Source organism: Pedobacter glucosidilyticus, assembly GCF_002483235.1.
Taxonomy (GTDB): Bacteria; Bacteroidota; Bacteroidia; order Sphingobacteriales; family Sphingobacteriaceae; genus Pseudopedobacter; species Pseudopedobacter glucosidilyticum_B.
On the sequence record NZ_DLHN01000028.1, the window covers coordinates 58,019 to 78,527 of the forward strand.

At 33.5% G+C, this 20,509-nt stretch carries 22 protein-coding genes and 1 tRNA gene; 13 read left to right on the forward strand and 10 right to left on the reverse strand.

The features are described from left to right. The first annotated feature begins 2 nt into the window (after positions 1-2). From B2745_RS12600 to B2745_RS12640, 9 genes are all read left to right on the forward strand, one after another. A complete protein-coding gene (locus tag B2745_RS12600; RefSeq protein WP_304067190.1) occupies positions 3-539 on the forward strand; it encodes a DUF4199 domain-containing protein in 537 nt (178 codons plus the stop codon). 66 nt (positions 540-605) lie between these two features. Then, positions 606-1,559, forward strand: a complete 954-nt coding sequence (locus B2745_RS12605; protein ID WP_304067192.1) for a glycosyltransferase family 2 protein — start codon at positions 606-608, stop codon at positions 1,557-1,559. 65 nt (positions 1,560-1,624) lie between these two features. Then, positions 1,625-2,611 carry a glycosyltransferase gene (locus tag B2745_RS12610; protein WP_304067194.1) on the forward strand — a complete coding sequence of 329 codons (987 nt, stop codon included), beginning with the start codon at positions 1,625-1,627 and terminating at the stop codon, positions 2,609-2,611. A 19-nt stretch (positions 2,612-2,630) separates the two neighbouring features. Further along, positions 2,631-3,380, forward strand: coding sequence for a hypothetical protein (locus B2745_RS12615; protein WP_304067197.1), 750 nt, complete (start codon positions 2,631-2,633; stop codon positions 3,378-3,380). A gap of 8 nt (positions 3,381-3,388) precedes the next feature. Beyond that, positions 3,389-4,891 (forward strand): GH3 auxin-responsive promoter family protein, encoded by a 1,503-nt coding sequence (locus tag B2745_RS12620; RefSeq protein ID WP_304067200.1) that lies wholly within the window; start codon positions 3,389-3,391, stop codon positions 4,889-4,891. Between the two features lie 30 nt (positions 4,892-4,921). Next, on the forward strand, positions 4,922-6,064 hold the full coding sequence (locus B2745_RS12625; RefSeq protein ID WP_304067369.1) for a 1-deoxy-D-xylulose-5-phosphate reductoisomerase: 1,143 nt from the start codon (positions 4,922-4,924) through the stop codon (positions 6,062-6,064). 23 nt (positions 6,065-6,087) lie between these two features. Then, complete coding sequence (rseP, locus tag B2745_RS12630; RefSeq protein ID WP_304067202.1) at positions 6,088-7,413, forward strand: RIP metalloprotease RseP; 1,326 nt, start codon at positions 6,088-6,090, stop codon at positions 7,411-7,413. Between the two features lie 88 nt (positions 7,414-7,501). After that, positions 7,502-8,035: a Fe-S protein assembly co-chaperone HscB gene (gene hscB, locus B2745_RS12635; protein WP_304067205.1), complete on the forward strand. Its 534-nt coding sequence runs from the start codon at positions 7,502-7,504 to the stop codon at positions 8,033-8,035. A gap of 19 nt (positions 8,036-8,054) precedes the next feature. Continuing rightward, positions 8,055-8,136 (forward strand) — tRNA-Leu (locus tag B2745_RS12640). A 164-nt stretch (positions 8,137-8,300) separates the two neighbouring features. On the opposite strand, the gene B2745_RS17010 is transcribed toward B2745_RS12640, so the two are convergent. Both B2745_RS17010 and B2745_RS12645 read right to left on the reverse strand, forming a co-directional pair. Beyond that, positions 8,301-8,501, reverse strand: coding sequence for a hypothetical protein (locus tag B2745_RS17010; protein ID WP_414691936.1), 201 nt, complete (start codon positions 8,499-8,501; stop codon positions 8,301-8,303). A 137-nt stretch (positions 8,502-8,638) separates the two neighbouring features. Further along, positions 8,639-8,851: a hypothetical protein gene (locus tag B2745_RS12645; RefSeq protein ID WP_304067207.1), complete on the reverse strand. Its 213-nt coding sequence runs from the start codon at positions 8,849-8,851 to the stop codon at positions 8,639-8,641. A gap of 793 nt (positions 8,852-9,644) precedes the next feature. On the opposite strand from B2745_RS12645, the gene B2745_RS12650 reads away from it, so the two are divergent. Continuing rightward, complete coding sequence (locus tag B2745_RS12650; RefSeq protein WP_304067210.1) at positions 9,645-10,070, forward strand: DUF6326 family protein; 426 nt, start codon at positions 9,645-9,647, stop codon at positions 10,068-10,070. Between the two features lie 135 nt (positions 10,071-10,205). Here B2745_RS12650 and clpB read toward each other — a convergent pair whose 3' ends face one another. The 3 genes from clpB to pyrE all read right to left on the reverse strand — a co-directional run bounded on the left by clpB (position 10,206) and on the right by pyrE (position 14,046). After that, complete coding sequence (clpB, locus tag B2745_RS12655; protein WP_304067213.1) at positions 10,206-12,806, reverse strand: ATP-dependent chaperone ClpB; 2,601 nt, start codon at positions 12,804-12,806, stop codon at positions 10,206-10,208. Between the two features lie 186 nt (positions 12,807-12,992). Further along, positions 12,993-13,388, reverse strand: a complete 396-nt coding sequence (locus B2745_RS12660) for an SRPBCC family protein (RefSeq protein WP_304067215.1) — start codon at positions 13,386-13,388, stop codon at positions 12,993-12,995. After that, the gene (gene pyrE, locus B2745_RS12665) at positions 13,375-14,046 is read right to left on the reverse strand and encodes an orotate phosphoribosyltransferase (RefSeq protein WP_304067217.1); all 672 of its coding nucleotides are present in this window, start codon (positions 14,044-14,046) and stop codon (positions 13,375-13,377) included. The genes B2745_RS12660 and pyrE overlap by 14 nt, the downstream gene beginning before the upstream one ends. Between pyrE and B2745_RS12670 the strand changes: the two genes are divergently transcribed. Next, positions 14,045-14,647, forward strand: coding sequence for an NUDIX hydrolase (locus B2745_RS12670; protein ID WP_304067220.1), 603 nt, complete (start codon positions 14,045-14,047; stop codon positions 14,645-14,647). The genes pyrE and B2745_RS12670 overlap by 2 nt on opposite strands. Here B2745_RS12670 and coaD read toward each other — a convergent pair. The 3 genes from coaD to B2745_RS12685 are packed head-to-tail and all read right to left on the reverse strand — an operon-like array spanning position 14,633 to position 16,454. Then, complete coding sequence (coaD, locus tag B2745_RS12675; RefSeq protein ID WP_304067223.1) at positions 14,633-15,112, reverse strand: pantetheine-phosphate adenylyltransferase; 480 nt, start codon at positions 15,110-15,112, stop codon at positions 14,633-14,635. The genes B2745_RS12670 and coaD overlap by 15 nt on opposite strands. Before the next feature lie 11 nt (positions 15,113-15,123). Continuing rightward, entirely contained in the window at positions 15,124-15,657 is a 534-nt protein-coding gene (rsmD, locus tag B2745_RS12680; protein WP_304067226.1) for a 16S rRNA (guanine(966)-N(2))-methyltransferase RsmD, read from the reverse strand. Next, positions 15,648-16,454, reverse strand: coding sequence for a DUF3822 family protein (locus tag B2745_RS12685; protein WP_304067229.1), 807 nt, complete (start codon positions 16,452-16,454; stop codon positions 15,648-15,650). The genes rsmD and B2745_RS12685 overlap by 10 nt, the downstream gene beginning before the upstream one ends. A gap of 64 nt (positions 16,455-16,518) precedes the next feature. Here B2745_RS12685 and B2745_RS12690 point away from each other — a divergent pair, with 64 nt between their 5' ends. Then, on the forward strand, positions 16,519-17,934 hold the full coding sequence (locus tag B2745_RS12690; RefSeq protein ID WP_304067232.1) for an ATP-dependent DNA helicase: 1,416 nt from the start codon (positions 16,519-16,521) through the stop codon (positions 17,932-17,934). Here B2745_RS12690 and B2745_RS12695 read toward each other — a convergent pair. Continuing rightward, entirely contained in the window at positions 17,912-18,562 is a 651-nt protein-coding gene (locus tag B2745_RS12695; protein WP_304067234.1) for a CHASE3 domain-containing protein, read from the reverse strand. The genes B2745_RS12690 and B2745_RS12695 overlap by 23 nt on opposite strands. A gap of 314 nt (positions 18,563-18,876) precedes the next feature. On the opposite strand from B2745_RS12695, the gene B2745_RS12700 reads away from it, so the two are divergent. Next, positions 18,877-19,332, forward strand: coding sequence for a DUF1905 domain-containing protein (locus tag B2745_RS12700; RefSeq protein WP_304067237.1), 456 nt, complete (start codon positions 18,877-18,879; stop codon positions 19,330-19,332). Positions 19,333-19,362: 30 nt separating this feature from the next. Here B2745_RS12700 and B2745_RS12705 read toward each other — a convergent pair whose 3' ends face one another. Further along, positions 19,363-20,433, reverse strand: coding sequence for a calcium:proton antiporter (locus B2745_RS12705; protein ID WP_026904704.1), 1,071 nt, complete (start codon positions 20,431-20,433; stop codon positions 19,363-19,365). Between the last annotated feature and the right edge of the window lie 76 nt (positions 20,434-20,509).

Genomic DNA, 20,509 nt, shown 5'->3' on the forward strand with positions numbered 1-20,509 from the left:
GCATGAAAGAATTAGAAGTTAGACCAACCAAAACAGCTAGTTACTGGGCTTTATTAGCCTTTGTCATGATTGTTATCTTAACTTATGTGTTTTACTTTGCAGACGTTGATCAAAAATCGGCATTAAACTATATCACTTATATTCCTTTTATAGCTTGCTTGGGTTTAGCTATTAAAAATCATAAAGAAAAAGAATTAGACGGCTATATCTCTTTTGGTAGGGCATTTAATACAGGCTTCAGATTTAGCTCTTTACTTTCTTTAATGATGGGTTTATTTATGATGGTTTATTTAAAATGGTTAAATCCTGATGTTTTAGAATTGGGTTTGGTTGAAGCAGAAAACCAGATGTTAGACCAAGGTCAATCATCAAAGCAAATAGATGCCGCCATGAGTATAGCTAGAAGTTGGGGACCTTACCTAGCTGCTGTAACAACAGCTATTATGTACACTTTAACCGGGGCGGCTTTAAGTTTGGTATTTGCAGCTATCTTTAAAAAAGAAGCGCCCATGTTTGAAGAAAGCGAAAGTGAAGCATAAATATTCATTATCAATATAAATCATCAATAAAATAGGTTGGCTGCCAAATAAAGCTCATGTTAAGAAATGGATATTTCAGTTGTAATACCCTTATATAATGAAGTAGAATCATTACCAGAACTTACCCAATGGATAAGACAAGTAATGCAAAAGAACGCATACAGTTATGAAATTATCTTAATTGATGATGGTAGTAATGATGGTTCTTGGGAAAAGATAGAGGAATTACAACAGCAACATGAACAATTAAAAGCCATTAAATTCAGAAGAAATTACGGTAAATCTGCTGCTTTAAATGTTGGCTTTAATGCTGTAAAGGGAGATGTTGTCATCACTATGGATGCTGATTTACAAGACTCGCCAGATGAAATTCCGGTACTTTACCGTCGTATAAAAGAAGAAAAGCTAGATTTGATATCCGGTTGGAAGAAAAAGCGTTACGATCCGCTAAGTAAAACTATCCCAACTAAATTATTTAACGCTGCTACCAGAAGCATGTCTGGTATTCACAATCTTCACGATTTTAATTGCGGATTAAAAGCTTACCGCAAAGAAGTGGTTAAAAATATCGAGGTTTACGGCGAAATGCATCGTTATATTCCTGTAATTGCAAAATGGGCAGGTTTTAATAAGATAGAAGAACAAGTTGTAGAGCATAGAGCCAGAAAATACGGAACTACAAAATTTGGTTTCAGCAGGTTTATCAACGGTTTTCTAGACTTATTATCAATCTTCTTTGTAGGTAAATTTGGTAAAAGACCCATGCACTTTTTTGGTACTATGGGGGTATTAAGTTTCTTTTTCGGAACCATTATGGCTTTATGGATTATAGGCGAAAAGCTTTACCATATTGCTATGCACACTCCTTATCAAAGAGAAGTAACGGAGCAACCCATGTTTTATATCGCATTGGTTGCAGTAGTAGTAGGGGCACAGTTATTTTTAACAGGCTTTGTTGCCGAGTTAGTTTCAAGAAGCTCAGCAAACAGAAACCAGTATCAAATAGAAAAAGAAATATAGTTTTTGGTTCATTCTCATGATGTTATCAAAAGATCTGGATTAACTCATTAACCTCTTCATCTTAAATGTTTTTTTCCATTATTATTCCATTATACAACAGGCCACAAGAGATTAAAGAACTGCTAGAAAGTTTAACGCAGCAAACTTATACTTCTTTTGAGGTTTTGGTGGTAGAAGATGGCTCTAAGCATGATGCTAAGGCTATTATAGAGAGCTTTAAGAATCAGTTAGACATCCATTATTTTTATAAAGAAAATGCCGGACAAGGCTTTGCTCGTAATTATGGTTTTGAAAGATCTAAAGGTGATTATTTTATTTTTTTTGATTCTGATTGTATCATCCCCCACAATTATTTAGAGCTTTTAAGAGACCATTTCTACCAAGAATATTTAGATGCTTACGGTGGTCCGGATGAAGCACATTCTTCTTTTACAGCTGTACAAAAGGCTATTAGCTACGGCATGACATCCTTTTTAACTACCGGAGGGATTAGAAGCAAGCAAAAAAATGCAGGAGGTAAGTTCCATCCAAGAAGCTTTAATATGGGTATTTCCAGAGAAGTTTGGGAAAAAACAGGAGGTTTTAAATTAACCCGTATGGGAGAAGATATGGATTTATCTATCCGTATACATCAAATGGGTTTTAAAATAGGTTTGGTGCCAGAAGCTAAAGTATACCACAAAAGAAGAACAAGTTTTAAACAATTTTGGAAACAAATCCACTCATTTGGTCGCACTCGGGTAGATTTGTTTTTACGCTATCCTGATACCCTAAAAGCGGTTCATTTGCTACCTGTAGCATTTACAGCTTTCTTAATTTTAGTCTTCATGCTTAACCTTTTTTCTATAGGCTTGGCTATTTTAGGTAATTTATTACTACTGGCTTACATAATGTTGATATTTTTTGATTCTTTGTTTAAAAATAAGTCATTAAATGTTGCATTTTTGAGCATTATTGCGTCTTTCATACAGCTAACAGCTTATGGCTTTGGTTTTGTGCAAGATTATTGCAAACGTGTAATATTAAAGCAAGACATTAACAATCAATATTAGTTTATACCTTAAATCTTAAATGGAGAAATCTTTTTCAGTAATAGAAGTTTTAGAAACCTCATGGGAAATCACCAAGAAGAATTTTTTAGTGATTATTGGCTATTCTGTAACAGCTTTTATTATACTGGCTTTAATGCAATTTACCTCTATGTTTTTAATTGGTAGCGGGGGTTTTCTTAGCTTTATTATTCTTTTCTTGGTATTGATTTTAAATAGCATGGCAACATTAGGTTTTTATAAACTTACTTTCCATCTTATCGATAAAGAAAATGAAGACATTGAAATAAAGTCAGTCATCCCAACCTGGAAAAATATTTCTAGTTTTATTACTTTAACCTTGTTTTTAGGGTTCATTGTAGCCACTTTTAACCTCATTTATCAAAAGTTACTTACGCTGGATACTTTTAGCAAATTTATAGACCAATTAAAAGTAACCCCCATAGCATTAGAACTTTTAGCCGTAATTGCCTTTGTTTTATTGATGATGGTAACCATGCGCTTTATGTTTTTTCCTTGTTTTATTGTTGATGATGATTCTAATTCTATAGAGTCTTTAAGACAAAGTAGGGCACTTACTCAGGATAATTTATTGAGGATAGTAACCGTTTTACTCATCGTAGTTGGTTTTATAATACTAGGCTTTTTGGCATTAGGAGTAGGTATTATTGTAACTTATCCGTTTACAAATGTGATATTGGTTGTAACATATCGTAAATTGGTAAACTCTTATGTACAAGAGCATGATGGCCAATTACCATCTGCCGAATAAACAACACTATGGGATTAAAAGCAGCGTTAAGTAAACCATTTGCAGCCTGGGCAGTGCGGGGCATAAATAAGTGGAAGTTTAATGCAGTAGCCGCTCAAGAAAAAGTATTAGCTAATTTAATTAATACCGCAAAAGATACCGTTTTTGGTAAGGATCACCAGTTTCAGGATATAAAAAATTATCAGGATTTTAAAAAATACGTTCCCGTTAGGGACTATGAAGATTTAAAGCCTTATGTAGAGCGTGTAGTTAAAGGAGAAGCTGATATTTTATGGAAAGGAAAACCGCTTTATTTCGCTAAAACATCTGGAACTACTTCGGGTGTTAAATATATACCGCTTTCTAAAGAGTCTATGCCAGAGCATATTAAAGCCGCCAGAAATGCTTTATTATGTTACATCCACGAAACCGGAGACGCTAGTTTTGTAGATGGTAAAATGATATTCTTACAAGGCAGTCCGGAAATGGATAAAAAAGCTGGAATTTCTTTCGGAAGACTTTCTGGCATTGTAGCACATCATGTTCCGCAGTATTTGCAAAAAAATAGGTTGCCAAGTTATCAGGTAAATTGTATTGCCGATTGGGAAGAAAAAGTAGACGCTATTGTAGAAGAAACTTTTCATGAAGATATGCGATTGATATCCGGTATACCACCTTGGTGTCAAATGTATTTTGATCGTTTATCGGCGAAAGCAAATGGTAAAAAGATAAAAGACATCTTTAAAAACTTCAATTTATTTGTTTACGGAGGGGTTAATTTTGAGCCTTACCGAGCAAGAATTGAAGAAAGTATAGGGAAAAAGATTGCTACCATAGAAACTTACCCAGCTTCAGAAGGTTTTATCGCTTTTCAGGACTCTCAGAAAGATAAAGGTTTATTACTTTTGGCGGATGCAGGTATATTTTACGAATTTATCCCTACGGATGAATACTTTAATGAAAAGCCAACTCGCTTAAGCTTAGTTGATGTAGAACTTAATAAAAATTATGCTTTAGTTATGAGTACCAATGCTGGTTTGTGGGGATATGCCATTGGCGATACGGTGAAGTTTATTTCTAAAAATCCATATAAAATCTTGGTAACAGGAAGAATAAAGCATTATATTTCTGCTTTTGGCGAGCATGTGATAGGCGAGGAGGTAGAACATGCTTTGCTTCATGTAGCCAAAGAAGAAGGTTTAGAAATCACTGAGTTTACGGTTGCCCCACAGGTAAATCCGCCAGCGGGAGAGCTGCCTTACCACGAGTGGTTTGTAGAATTTGCAAAACAACCTACAGATTTAGCTGTTTTTAGTGCCAAAGTAGATGAACAATTACAGTTGAAAAATATTTATTACAAAGATTTGATTCAAGGTAAGGTATTACAGCCTTTAATCATCAGACCGTTGCAAGCAGAAGCTTTTGTTAATTTCATGCGGGCAGAAGGTAAACTAGGTGGGCAAAATAAAGTGCCTCGTTTGGCAAACGATAGAGCTTTGGCAGATAAACTTGTTCCTTATCAATTATCATAACAAAAATTGACAAATACATTTTCAAATAAAATTAAACATATAGCCATTTTAGGCTCTACCGGAAGCATCGGTACACAAGCTTTAGATGTTATCAAGGCTAACCCAAGTTTGTTTAAAGCAGAGGTATTAACAGCTCAGTCTAATGTTGCTTTATTGGTTTCACAAGCTTTACAATTTCAACCTCAGTTGGTGGTTATTGCCGATGAAAGCAAATATCAGGAAGTAAAACAAGCTTTAGCACACACAAATATTGAAGTTAAGGCTGGGTATGAAGCTTTATGCGAAGCCGTAGTTTTACCCCAGTTGGATTTAGTTTTAACTGCTTTAGTTGGCTTTGCAGGTTTAAAACCTACTATTGCAGCTATCAAAGCTAAAAAGGATATCGCTTTAGCTAATAAAGAAACTATGGTAGTTGCTGGCGATTTGGTAACCACTTTGGCAAAAGAAAATGATGTTAAAATTTTACCTGTAGACTCAGAGCATTCGGCTATTTTTCAATGTTTGGTAGGCGAACAAGCACCTATAGAGAAAATATATCTTACCGCATCTGGTGGTCCGTTTAGAGGTAAAACCAAATCAGAATTAGCTCAGGTAAGTTTTAAAGAAGCTTTAAAGCACCCTAATTGGGTTATGGGTGCAAAAATCACTATAGATTCTGCGTCTCTAATGAATAAAGGTTTGGAAGTAATTGAAGCAAAATGGCTATTCAATTTAGCCGTAGAGCAAATAGATGTTATAGTACATCCGCAATCTATCATCCATTCTATTGTTCAATTTCAGGATGGCTCTATGAAAGCACAAATGGGGTTGCCAGATATGAAATTACCTATTCAGTACGCATTTACACATCCCGATAGGATTGTAAGTGATTTTCCACGTTTCAATTTTCTAGATTATCCTCAACTTAGTTTTGAGCAAGCCGATACCCAAACTTTTAGAAATTTGGCTTTAGCTTATGATGCTTTAAGAAAAGGTGGAAATATGTCTTGTATAATCAATGCAGCTAATGAAGTAGTGGTTGCGGCATTTTTGAAAGAACGTATTGGATTTTTACAAATGAGTGATGTCATAGAACGTTGTATGGATAGGGTAAGCTTTGTAGAAAACCCTATATTAGACGATTACTTTGAAACAGATAAGCAAACAAGAATATTTGCAGAAGAGTTGATATAAATAAAAATAGAAAAGAAAATTAGATGGATGTTTTAGTTATGATTGGCCAGCTATTGCTGGGATTATCAATTTTAATAGTTTTACACGAGTTGGGGCATTTTTGGGCTGCAAGAGCATTTGGAATTAAAGTAGAGAAATTTTATTTGTTTTTTGATGCTTGGGGCGTAAAATTATTTAGCGTTAAATACAAAGATGTAGAATATGGTATAGGTTGGTTGCCTTTAGGCGGATATGTAAAAATAGCAGGTATGATAGACGAATCTATGGATACAGAAGCTATGGCAGCACCGGTGCAACCTTGGGAGTTTAGGGCTAAACCAGCTTGGCAGCGTCTAATTGTGATGCTTGGTGGTGTTACAGTAAACGTTATTTTAGGTATTCTGATTTTCTGGATGTTGACTTTTACTTATGGCGAAACTTACATCCCTAACAAGGAAATTAGAAATGGTATAGCGCCTGGTATTATTGGTAAAGAAATAGGCTTGCAAACCGGAGACAAGGTTGTTGCTATCAACGGCAAAGAAATTGTAAAATTTAGCGAGTTAAGCAGTTCTGAGGTTTTGATGGGGAACGCTACTATTACTGTCATCAGAGATGGTAAAGAGCAAAATTTAGTAGTACCTGCAACCATATTAAATACTGTTGCAGATTATGGTGTGGATGAATTTGTTGCACCAAGATTAAAATTTGCGGTAGACTCTGTTGTTGAGGGTAGCAATGCCGCTAAAGCAGGAATTAAAAAAGGCGATTTAATTTATGCTGTTAATGGTCAGCAAACTTTGTTTTTTGATGAATTACAAACAGCTTTAAAAGATAATAAAGGTAAAACAGTAACTGCAGGAATAAGAAGAGGAGCAGATACACTTTCTCTACCAGTTTTAGTAAGTGCTGAGGGTACGATAGGTTTTGCTCCTAAAATTGAAGATTTAAAATTAGAAACTCAAAAATATGGCTTCTTTGAAGCACTTCCGGTTGGCGCTGCTAAAGCTTGGGGAAGTTTAACAGATAATGCAAAAGGTTTAGGTAAGGTAGTTAAAGGTGAAGTTAAAGCTAATAAAGCTTTTTCTGGTCCCGTAGAAATTGCCCGTAAACTATATGGTGGCACTTGGGATTGGGTAAAATTCTGGGGTATTACAGGTTTACTTTCTATGGCATTGGCTTTAATGAACTTATTACCCATACCAGCTTTAGATGGCGGACATGCAGTTTTCTTATTGATAGAAATGATTAAAGGCAAACCATTGAGCGATAAGTTTATGGAACGAGCACAAATTGTAGGTTTTGTTTTATTAGCTACTTTAATGGTTTTTGTTTTAGGTAACGATATTTTTAAAGCATTCACAAGATAGGCTAAAAGCATAAGACTTAAAGCGGAATGTCTGATGTAATTGCAAGAATGTTGTTTATCTTTTTACTTTTGAATTTTACTTTAAAAGAATGAATTACTTTGAGTTCTATCAGATACCAGTTTCTTTTCATCCTGATGCAGATTCGGTGAAAAAGAAGTTTTATGCTTTAAGCAAAGAATATCATCCGGATTTTTATGTAAATGAGTCTGAGGAGAAACAGCAAGAAATCTTAGATTTATCTACATTAAACAATAAAGCCTATCAGATATTATCTCATGAGCAGAAGCGATTAAACTATGTATTAGAATTATTTGGAGCTTTAGAAGAAGGAGAGAAGTATGCTTTGCCTCAGGATTTTCTAATGGAAATGATGGAAGTAAATGAGGCTTTGATGGAGTTAGAATTTGATGAAGACTATACTAAAGTAGAACAATTAAAAACACAAGTAGCAGTAATAGAAGATAGTTTAGATACAACATTAGCATCACTTACCCATCAATTTGATGAGCAAGGAGCAGAGGAAAAAAAAGCTTTGTTGCTGCAAATCAAAGACATCTATTACAGAAAAAAATATTTGTTGCGAATACGGGAATCAATTAATAGATTTGCAACCCAATCTTAATGATGGAAATGCCAAACAAGCCCAGATGGCGGAATTGGTAGACGCGTTGGTCTCAAACACCAATATCTTCGGATGTGCCGGTTCGACCCCGGCTCTGGGTACTTTTTAAATGTAAAACCGTACTAGAGCATGCTCTAGTGCGGTTTTTTGTTTTCAAATTGTTTTCAAAAGCTTTATTTAATTCACTTTTAGTCGGTTTGTTTTCAAATCGTAGGAGGGTTTTTATGCAAAATATTTCGTGTAACATTAGATTTTTTGGACACGATTATTTTTTAGGTATGTACAATCCTAGTCGTTTAAGCAGTTTTATTACTTCTGATTTCGTGATTGTACTTTCTTCGCTTTTAGGAAATATAGTAATCATATTTATAATAGTCGAATTTTTGGATTCGTCAACTGTATAGGTTATTACTCTATAACCACTACTTTTTCCTTTTCCTTCTCCAGGTATGCGTATTTTATAGATATTAGAACCCGTAGTTTACACCTAAATAAGGGTTTATAATTAAATCTTTTTCGAGTTGAATTAGAGTATTAGAAAGGGAAGCATACTTTTTAAGTAGTCGTTTAGCATTCTGGTTAAATAAAGGTGAAAAAAGCACCTTATTTGCCATTTAAAACTTCGCTGAGTGTGTACATTTTTCCTTTTCCTTCTTTATATTCTATCACTTGTTTTAACCCTTTCTCTATCTCCTTTAAAAGCTTAGACGGCTTTTTTTCAGCTTTAGAAGGAACAATAACACCATTAACCTCTTTAAGAAGTTTTTTAAACCTATTCGCCTCTGTATCTGGTATCATTATAGTTAAAGTAGTCATAGCTTTATGTGTTTTTACAAATATAAGCAATAATTTATTTTTTTATAAGGTCAACTACATTGGTAAATATTCTATTTTATGAGATATAAAGCTTCAATATTTCACAAAATTTATCATATTAAATTCTAATTATATTCTATCAAAATATCATTTTAAGGGGTAGAATTTATGTTACAATACATAAAAAATTATTTTTAAGTCAAAACCAAACCAGAAAGAGTTCTTAAACATGCTTTAAACAATGACATAACCATTAAAGCAAATAGTTACGAAAGTCAAGATATCAAAATTCATAAAAAGGTACAGGTAGGTATGGCTTTATTAGATGTGGCTACAGGCGGTATCTAGTTATTGGTAAATTTTATTACCGGAAACATTTACACCGCCACACCAGACAGGGTAAAATACGAACTATAAAAGAAGGCAGAAGTAGCTGTTAAACAGTAATATGTTTTCAAAAATAATTACTTTATAACTAATTGATTTACAATAATATTTATATTTCGGCTCTGGGTACTTTTAAAATGTAAAACCACACTAGAGCATATTCTAGTGCGGTTTTTTGCTTTCAAATTGTTTTCAAAAGCTTGATTCTTCTTTTCATTTTAAGGGGTCCTTTATTTCCTAATACCAATTAGCTGGTTGTTTAGGCATTACAGCTTAGTCACAAAGCAGATTAAGAGTAAGATGTTAGATAAAAGTGAAAAGTAAATCATTTCTTATCTTAAGAGAACGATTTTAAGGCTACAACCCATCTAACTTTGCAGTATGGTTTAACATAAATTAAAATTTAATGAATTCAGAAAAATTAACGAATAACGAACTAGAAGACATCAAACCCAATTTGAAGCTGAAACTTGCATCACTATGGGCAAGTTTGATGTTTATAATTATCTATCTCGATTATTTCCACTTATATATGCCTGGTTCTCTAAAAGATATGATAGCAGGGAGGGTATTTATATTTGATATTACTCAAGGGTTTCTATTAGCAGCACTCGCCATGGTGTTAACTCCAACACTGATGATTTTTCTTTCTGTTGCCCTACCAGCTAAAGTAAATCGATGGGCTAATATTGTTACTGCCGGTATTAATATTCCATTAATATTGTTTAATCTGGCAGGAGAGGCCTGGATTCACATGGTGGTTGGTGCTGTTATACAAGTCATTCTACTTTGTCTGATTATCCGTTATGCGTGGAAATGGCCTTGTATGTAAACTCCCTATTTTACTACATATCTAAAGCAGACTTTATTTTAATTTATTTATTGCATATTCTTTTGTTTACTTCATATCTCCTAAAACAGCACAGCCGGAATTTTTTTCCGGCTGTGCTGTTTTAATTTACTGGGATTATGATTTCCCGGAGTTGATAAAAACAAATTGTTTATCAAATACATCAAGCTTTATTTCGCTGTCTTTGCTTACAGTGCCTGCAAGTATTTGTTTTGAAAGCTCATTCAGGATTTTCTTTTGAATAACGCGTTTCAAAGGTCTGGCTCCAAACTGAGGATCGTAACCCAACTGAGAAAGCCAGTCTAAAGCATCTTCTGATGCAGAAATTTGTATCCCCATTTCTGATAACATTTTTTGCAAGGCAACAAATTGTAATTTTACAATTTCTTTAATTTCATCTCTATGAAGTGGGGTAAACATAATCACCTCGTCAATTCTGTTTAAAAACTCTGGCCTGATAGATTTTTTAAGAATTTCAAAGACCTCACTTTTTGTTTTGGCAATAATCTCATCTCTGTTTAATTCATTCAGGAGTTCAAAATTTTCTTGTATCACGTGAGAACCTATGTTAGAGGTCATAATGATGATGGTATTTTTAAAATTTACCAGCCTACCTTTATTATCGGTTAATCTTCCATCATCTAAAACCTGTAAAAGAATATTAAAAACATCGGGATGGGCTTTTTCTATTTCATCAAGCAAGATTACAGCGTATGGTTTTCTTCTTACGGCTTCTGTTAATTGTCCGCCTTCATCATAACCAACATATCCCGGAGGGGCACCAATTAATCTGGAAACGGCATGCCTTTCTTGATACTCGCTCATATCAATTCTCACCATCGCTTGGTCATCATTAAATAAAAACTCGGCTAAAGCTTTGGCAAGCTCTGTTTTACCCACACCAGTTGTACCTAAGAATATAAAGGAGCCTATAGGCTTTTTCTGGTCACTTAAACCCGCCCTTGATCTTCTTATAGCATCAGAAATAGCTTCAATAGCTTCTTGTTGTCCGGCTACACGTTTGTGTAATTCTTCTTCTAGGCGTAAAAGTTTTTCTCTTTCGCTTGAAACAAGTTTGGTTACAGGTATACCTGTCCAACGGGCTACAACACCTGCAACATCATCAGCAGTTACTTCTTCCTTTAACATTCTACTATCAGCAGTTTTGCCAGCTAATTCCTGTTTTAGTTTTTCAACCTGATCCTGTGCTTCTTTAATTCTACCGTATCTTATTTCTGCTACTTTACCATAATCGCCTGCTCTTTCTGCCTGTTCTGCTTCCAGTTTAAAATTTTCTATATTTTGCAGATTATTGTTAATAGCATCAACTAAATCCTTTTCTCCCTGCCATTTAGCTTTAAGTTCGTCTCTCTCGGCACTTAGATTGCTAATTTCTTGTGTCAGGTCTTTTACTTTAACATCATCATTTTCTCTTTTAATGGCTTCTCTTTCTATTTCTAACTGCATAATTTTGCGATCTAGCTCATCAACCGCTTCTGGTACAGAATCCATCTCTAACCTCAATTTTGATGCAGCTTCGTCCATCAAATCAATAGCTTTATCAGGTAAAAACCTATCAGAAATATAACGTTGAGAAAGTTCTACAGCAGCAATAATAGCTTCATCTTTTATCCTTACTTTATGATGCGTTTCATAGCGTTCTTTTAATCCTCTTAAAATGGAAATGGCATCTTGGGTATCAGGCTCGTCTACCATAACTTTTTGAAATCTACGTTCCAAAGCTTTATCTTTTTCCAGATATTTTTGATATTCATTTAAAGTTGTAGCGCCAATTGCCCTCAGTTCGCCTCTGGCTAAAGCAGGTTTTAAAATATTAGCGGCATCCATAGCACCTTCGCCACCACCGGCACCAACAAGGGTATGTATTTCATCAATAAATAAAATAATTTCACCATCGCTATCCGTAACTTCTTTGATAACTGCTTTAAGACGTTCCTCAAACTCTCCTTTATACTTTGCACCTGCTACCAAAGCTCCCATATCTAAAGAAAATACGGTTTTCGATTTTAGGTTTTCTGGTACATCGCCTTTAATTATTCTAAAAGCAATACCTTCTGCAATAGCTGTTTTACCAACACCAGGTTCGCCAATTAAAATAGGATTGTTTTTGGTACGTCTGGATAAAATTTGAATTACTCTTCTTATTTCTTCATCCCTACCAATAACAGGGTCTAATTTTCCTGATGCTGCATAGTCATTTAAGTTGCGGGCATACTTATTTAAAGCATTGTAAGTGGCTTCGGCATTTTGGTCGGTTACTTTTGCGTCTCCTCTTAAATCTTTAATGGCTTTTTTCAAGTCTTTTTCATTTACGCCTTGCTCTTTAAGTAAGCTTGCGGTTTTGTCTGCCGAAGCTAATAAACCAAGTAAAATATGCTCTACAGATACAAATTCGTCTTTAAACTCTTTCAGATAAGATTGTGCTTTTTGTAATGATGAATTTGCTGCAGTGGATAGGTATAGGTTGGAGCCACTAACTTTAGGAAAACCTGCAATTTGTTCGTCTAAAGATTCGTTTAATCTATTGATATTAACGTTAAGCTTTTTAAGCAGATAACCTACAACATTTTCATCTACAGATAATAAGCCTTTTAATATATGAGCGTTTTCTATAGCTTGTTGTTGAAAACCTTGTGTAATTTCAGAAGCTTTTTGTATAGCCTCTTGTGCTTTTATGGTGTAATTATTGAAATTCATGATTTAATTTCCTCCGTTTACTAGTATATCAAAAAAGTATCCAGAATGGGATTTGAATGCAGAATCATGAAAAAATGTCTTTATACTTTGTATTTAAAAGACATAATGGCTGTTTTAGCGAAGTTTGGATGAATTTTTAGCATAAAAAAAAGCGCCTTTATTGCGCTTTTAAAATCAATTTTGAGATTATCCCAGTTTATTTTTGAGTGCTTGTGTCTGGAAATCAGCTAGTTTTTGTAGGGGACCGCTGGCAAGCATTTTCATCATCATATTTAACTCGGCAGATATAGTAAGTGTTGCCTGTGTTTGATGATCAATTTCTGATAAAGACCATACTAAGTTTAGCACAATAGGCGCTTCTTCTGCGGGCGTAATGGTTATTTTTTCGTTAACTATCCTTTCTTCAACTTTTAAAGCCAGCTTAGCCATATTTTGTATGGTAAAACGAGCTTCGTCTCGGGTTGAAGACCAATTATAAATATTTTCGGGCATCAAGAGTTGATGATTGTTTAAATCCTCAAGAAATTGATAAACTTCTGCAAAACTTTTAGTAAGTGTGGTTTTGCTTTCAAATATGGTCATGAGCAGTATTGGTTAATTGTTTGCCCCAAGTTGAAGGATTTTTTCTCCATTCTTCTAATAACTGTAAATCAGTTGCCGGGAAAAAATGATGCTCTGCGGCATAAGCCAATAAAGCAGAGTAGTTAGATAATGTTGCAAAACGGCATTTTGCTTGCTGAAAATTTTCGACTGATACATCTAAACCATACGAAAATATAGCAACTAAACCTGCTACCTCATAACCTGCATCTCTTAAAGCTTGTACAGCCTGTAAGCTACTTTTACCTGTAGAAATTAAATCCTCAATCACAACCACTCTTTGACCTTCATTAATTTCGCCTTCTATCAAGCTTTGCGTACCGTGTTCTTTAGGTTTAGAGCGCACATAAATAAACGGTAAACCTAGTTCTTGCGCAACTAAAGCTCCTTGTGGTATACCGGCAGTAGCAACACCTGCAATCGCTCCAACAGAACCAAATTCTTCTTGTATCAGCTCAGAAAGTTTTTGTCTGATATAGGTTCTAATAGCCGGATAAGATAAAGTTATACGGTTATCACAGTATATTGGTGATTTCCAACCAGAGGCCCATGTAAAAGGATTAGTAGGTTGTAATTTAATTGCTTTAATTTGCAACAAAAATTCAGCAATTTTCTGTTCGATTTCACTTTTGTTGTACATGGCTCAAAAATACAATATTTATATAAACCAAAAGGCGTTAATTATAACTTCTATTAAACCGGATGATTCTTTGGATTATCAAATGCTTGATGTTCAGTCTTTTGAGTTTGAAAAATTTTATAAGTCTTTATCAAAAAATCCACAATCTGTATTTTACCTCTTAACAGAGCATCCTAAAGCAGTTTTTAAGGGGGTAAAAAGTTCTTTACGCATCATTGAGGCAGCAGGTGGCTTGGTAGAAAGTAACGAGGGTAAATACCTCTTTATCAAAAGAAATGGCAGATGGGATTTACCTAAAGGCAAGCTGGAAGAAGATGAAAGTAAAAGGGATGCTGCCGTAAGAGAAGTGGAGGAGGAGTGTGGTATTGTAGTTAAAAAACTTGGAAAAAAACTGATTAAAACTTACCACGTGTACGAAATAAAAGGCAAGCCTGTTTTAAAGGTTTCTCATTGGTATGCCATGTTAAGTAAATCAAACCAAAAGCTTATTCCGCAATTAGAAGAGGGGATTACCGAAGTGAAATGGATAGCTAAAAAAGATTGGAATTTGGTAAGAGCCAATACTTATCCTTCTATCTTGGATGTGTTAGATATTGTTTAAAGCCGGAAGAAAAGGAAGAGCTTCTGCTGGTACAAATTGGCTTACATCACCGCCATATCTTAAAATATCTCTTACAATGGTAGAGCTTATAGAAGAGTAACCAGGTTTGCTTAAAATAAATATAGATTCTATATTGGGTATTAAAGCATGATTCATTTGTGCTATAGCTTTCTCATATTCAAAATCAGACACAGTTCTAATACCTCTAATCATGTAAGAAGCACCAATCTTTTGGCAAAAATTAACAGTTAAACCCTCATAAGAAATTACTTCTATTTTAGGTTCGCTTTTAAAAACAGCTTTTAACATTTCTAATCTTTGGTTTGCGTCCATTAAAGGCTGTTTATTACTGTTTAATCCTATGCCTACATAAACTTTATCAAACAGTGAGATAGATCTTCTTAAAATATCTACATGGGCTTTTGTAATAGGATCAAAAGAACCAGGGAATAAGGCAATTTTCATAGTTTTAAATATTAATTTGTAAAAAAGCTAAATGCAGCATAACCATATTTTCTTACATCTGTAAAGTTAGGATGATGAGCTAAATTTTGCATACTTTGATGCTCGATAATTAAAATTCCGCCTGGTTTTAAAAGCTGCTTGTTAAAAATAATCTTTGCTATTTCTGGGATGTTGGTTAAATCATAAGGTGGATCTGCAAAAATCAAATCAAATGTTTGGTTTTCAGTATTTAAAAACTTAAAAACATCACTTTTGATAGCTTTGATTTGGGTAAGATTTAAATCTTTACTTATCGCTTTTAGATAACCATAACAACCAAAGTCTCTATCTACAGCAATAATTTCCTGAGCTCCTCTTGATGCAAATTCTAAAGAAATATTACCAGTTCCACTAAATAAGTCTAATATTTTTAAATCACTAATTTCTAGCTGGTTAGTTAAAATGTTAAAAAGAGCTTCTTTAGCAATATCAGTAGTTGGTCTTACAGGTAATTTTTTTGGCGGATTTAACCTGATGCCTTTTAATGTACCTCCAATTATTCGCATAAAGCCATGCTTAATAAAGAAAAAAAATGATGTAATGGTGCTTCCGTAAAATTTTCATCAGCAGTTATAAAGGGTATATCTTTTATCAAAGTAACATCCGTAAATAAATGAGTTATTTCATTAAAATAAACATGCCCGCTATCGATATTTCCACTCAATTTAAGAGGTGTTTCTTTGGTATTGATATGTTTCTCCTGAATTATCAACATCAAAAAATATTTGAGTTCTTCCTGATTTTTAATTTCAAAAATATTGTAAAAAAATAATTCACCATGTTTTAGTATAAGCACTTCACCATGTTCTTTTTTAAAATTTAAAAACATTTCTGGATAAGAAGTTTCTGTATGAAGTTGTTTTGTACCCACATAAAGCGGAATAAATTGAGGGTAAAGTTTAGCATCCTGCAAATAACGATTTGCCTCTTCTATTTGTGTATGCTTAAAGGTATAAACAGCATGGATATCAGTTCTAGGAATCAATCGTTTAAAAACACTTTCCTGATAAGGATCAAAACCAATAATAGCTTTCAATTTAGCCTCTATAGCTTCGTTAAAATGTAGTTCTGGAATAAAAGTAAAAGATTTGGTCATTATAGATACTTTTACCTGTGCAAAATCTGATTTAAATAAATCATGATGGTGTGAAAAGCTATGTGACGGGTGATAGCCTACAAGCTTTAGTGATTGATTTTGAACAATAGCGTATTGATAGCCAGTTTCATCAAGCTCTAAAACTAATTGTTGAAGATTTGAATTTTCTGGATTAAAATCGGCTGATTGAATGATGATATCTTCCATGAGTAACAAAAGTAAAATTTTTAATTCATCTATGAGTTCAAAATTTTTATGAAATTTGAAGAACATGTCTATAGCCCAATCCATAAGTCAGAAATTTCCTCACGAACCTAATGAGCAGCAATTAGCTTTATTTAAATTGTTAGAAGATTTTGTGACCAGTCAACAGCCAGATATTGCTTTACTGATAAAAGGTTACGCCGGTACAGGTAAAACTACCATCATAAGTGCATTTGTTAATGTTTTAAAAATGCAAAAAAGGCAAGTTATATTACTTGCACCAACCGGAAGGGCAGCGAAGGTGATTGCTAATTATTCAGGGCTTCAGGCATCTACCATACATCGTAAAATTTATCGTAAACGCGTTGCAGGAACTCCAGATTTAATGTTTACCCTAGCTCCAAATCTCCATAAAGACACATTTTTTGTGGTAGATGAAGCTTCTATGATTAGCGATGATAAAACTGATTTTAGCGGTAGTAGCTTGTTGGAAGATTTGATAAGTTATGTTTACAACGATAAAGGCAATAAATTAATCTTTATTGGTGATACTGCCCAATTGCCTCCGGTAAACGCTGTAGAAAGCCCAGCTTTATCAGTAGCTCATTTAAAAGCTTATTCGCTAGAAGTGATATATACAGAGCTTACAGATGTTGTAAGGCAAGCACAAAAATCAGGAATCTTATTTAATGCTACACGTATCAGAAATCAAATAAGAAAGCAAGAAAGTAATTTCCCATCGCTGATAACAACAGGGTATAAAGATGTTTATAAAATGACGGGAGATAAAATTATTGAAGGTTTAAACTATGCGTATGATAAATACGGATTAGAGCATTGCTTAGTGGTTTGTAGATCTAATAAAAATGCCAATATGTATAATCAGCATATCAGAAACCAAATACTTTGGCGGGAAGATGAATTAACAGGCGGAGATTTAGTGATGATTGTAAAGAACAACTATTTCTGGATGCCCGAAGATAAGGGCGGTTTTATAGCCAATGGAGATATTGCAAAAATTACCAGAGTTAAGAATATCCATGATATGTATGGTTTTAGGTTTGCTGATGTTCAATTAGAAATTTTAGATAGTACGGATGAAGGTTATCAAATAGAAGCTAAAGTTTTATTAGATACCTTGTATACAGAAAGCCCTAATCTTCCTTATGAGCAGCAAAAACTGTTTTTTAATGAAGTGATGAAAGATTATGAGCATATAGCCAATAAGCGAGTTAGGATGGAAGAGTTAAAAACCAACCCTTATTATAATGCCTTACAAATTAAGTTTGCTTATGCCGTTACTTGCCATAAAGCCCAAGGTGGACAGTGGCCTGCTGTATTTGTAGACCAAGGCTACCTAACACCAGAATTGTTAAATACAGAACTTTTAAGATGGCTTTATACAGCCTGTACCAGAGCATCTAAAGAATTGTTTTTTGTTAATTTTATTGATGATTTTTTCAAGACTCAACCCAGTTCGTAGCTTTGTCTTCTGGCAAAATCATGGTAATAACAATTAAAATTATAAGAACTAAAATAAGGCTACATGTTAATATCAATTTAGTTTGTTCTCTGGTATCAGTAATTATTTTCTTTTCTTTAATTTCTTGATACTTTTTATGGCTATTGATTTTCTTAATATTGTTTTCTAAACTATCAAACAAGTTGATATTGTTATATGATTTTAGCAAAGCAATGGCCTCCTCACTTTTATTGTGCGTTTTTAATGTTATGACATGTTTTAATTGTGCACTTTTTAGATCAACCAGATATAGTAATTGATTAATTTGTTCTTTCTCATTTTGAGATAGTTCTTTGTATGCTAATATTTTCTTAAATCTTTCTTTCTCAAAATTTATCCTAAAACTAGCTTTATAATAGTTTTCTAAATAAGCCTTATTTTCTGTTAGCAAATAACCTCTTTTGGCAGACTCTGCATCTTTAATATTCTCTAATAAGGAATAAGAGCTCACTGTAAAATCGTACTTACTTTGTACGGATTCATAAGTTCTGCTGATTTCATCATACGACCTAAAAAGCAAGAAAATATCAAATAAGATAATACAAGCACAAATAGCAACTAACAGGTAAATGGTTTTATTCTTTTTCATTTTATGCTATTAAACGATAGTGATGATGTTTTGTTTAACTTTTTAAAACATTTAATGATGTAAACTTAAACAAAACATTTTCTTCATGAAAATTTATCCATAAATACAACCTTTCTTATTTTATTGCGTAAAAAACAAAAGCGCATATATTAAATTGATTAAATTATTTTAAATATTGGTTTGGTTTGGTTTTTAGAACGGAATGCTGTAAAAAGATTCCGTTTTATTTTTTTAAAATCCTGATGTTTCTTTTCATTAATTATCCAATAGTCTAAACAAATCTTAATATTGCTGAGTTTAATAAGCTATAAGAGATGGATTATTTAGTAAAAGATGAAGAATTAACGATACAATACGCAGCGGGTATGGGCGCTTGGACATATCATTTACTTATCCCTCATACGGCACATTTGAAAGGTCGTTGGGGTTCTTTAAAAGTTTCGGGTAGTATAGATGGATTTCAAATTAGCTGTAAAAATTTATCTCCCCGAAAAAAATCAGATAAACTTTTGGCTATTAACGAAGAAATTAGAAAAGCTATTGGTAAAAACGCCGGAGATAAAGTAAAGGTGTCTTTGTATCTGGAAACCATCAAAAAAATAGAAGATTACAAACAAATATTATTAAGTTTTGAAGATGCTCAGCTCATAGAAAAATTTAAACTATTGGACTCTAAAAAACAAGAAATGATTTTTCATGATATTTTATCACAACCTGATGAAGATAAACAGGTAGAAAAAATAATTTTTTACATCCAAAAACTTAGTTAAACATCATCTCAAACTAATTATGTTTGTATACTAAGGGTAAATGATAAAAAATATAAAGGCAAAAAGATTCACTAAAAGTACTACTCCATAAACAATATTGGTTCTGCCACTACTTAACGAAAGCATGGTAATAAATACAGAGAGTCCTAGAAGAATGATAGATTTAATATCTAAGCCCAATATAATCTTCATATCATAAATTAAGCAAACAACTGCAACACTGGGTATGGTTAAACCAATACTAGCCAATGCAGAGCCTAATGATAAATTTAAACTGGTTTGTAATTTATTTTTTCTAGCTGCAATGATGGCTGCAATGCCTTCTGGTAATAAAATAATTCCTGCAATAATAACCCCAACCAAGCTTTGCGGTAAGTTATGATGGATAACGATGCGTTCTATCGTAGGAGATAAAGTTTTTGCCAACAGTACCACAATGCCCAAGCTTACAATCAGGAATATTAAACTTAATATAAAAATGCGCTTATTAATGTTAACCGGAGTATGCGTGTGGTTTTCATTTTCTTGTATTAAGAAGTAGTTTCTGTGCCTGCTGGTTTGTGCCATTAAAAATACTACGTAGATAACGATACAAACTATAGAAGCAAACAAAAGTTGTGGGGTAGAATAATAGGAGCCCTGTACACTAACAGTAAATGTTGGAATAATCAGGGTAAAAACTATAATAGAAATTATGGATACTAGGGCTATAGTAACAGAATGTTTTGAAAATGTTTGCTCATGATGTTTTAATCCACCAATAAACAAACAGAGGCCAACAATACCATTTAAAATAAGCATAGTTGCCGAGTAAACAGTGTCTCTGGCCAAAGAAACAGCCTCCTGACCGCCAGAAACCATTAAAGATATGATGATAGAAACCTCTATAACAGTGATAGAAATGGCTAGTATGATGGTACCATAAGGTTCTCCAACCTTGTGTGCAATAATTTCAGAATGATGAACCGCAGATATTACACTTAAAATGAGCAATAAACTAGCAATCATCTGAGTAATGGCACTATTATCTATAGCACCAGAAAAAAACAGCAACCATGCTATTGTTGGGATTAAAATAGTCCATTGTAAGAATAGTCTCATGCTTTAAAGATATAATTATTTATTTTTTTAGAAAATAGATAGTAATTCGTGATTATTACTCCTTAGCTAACTTATA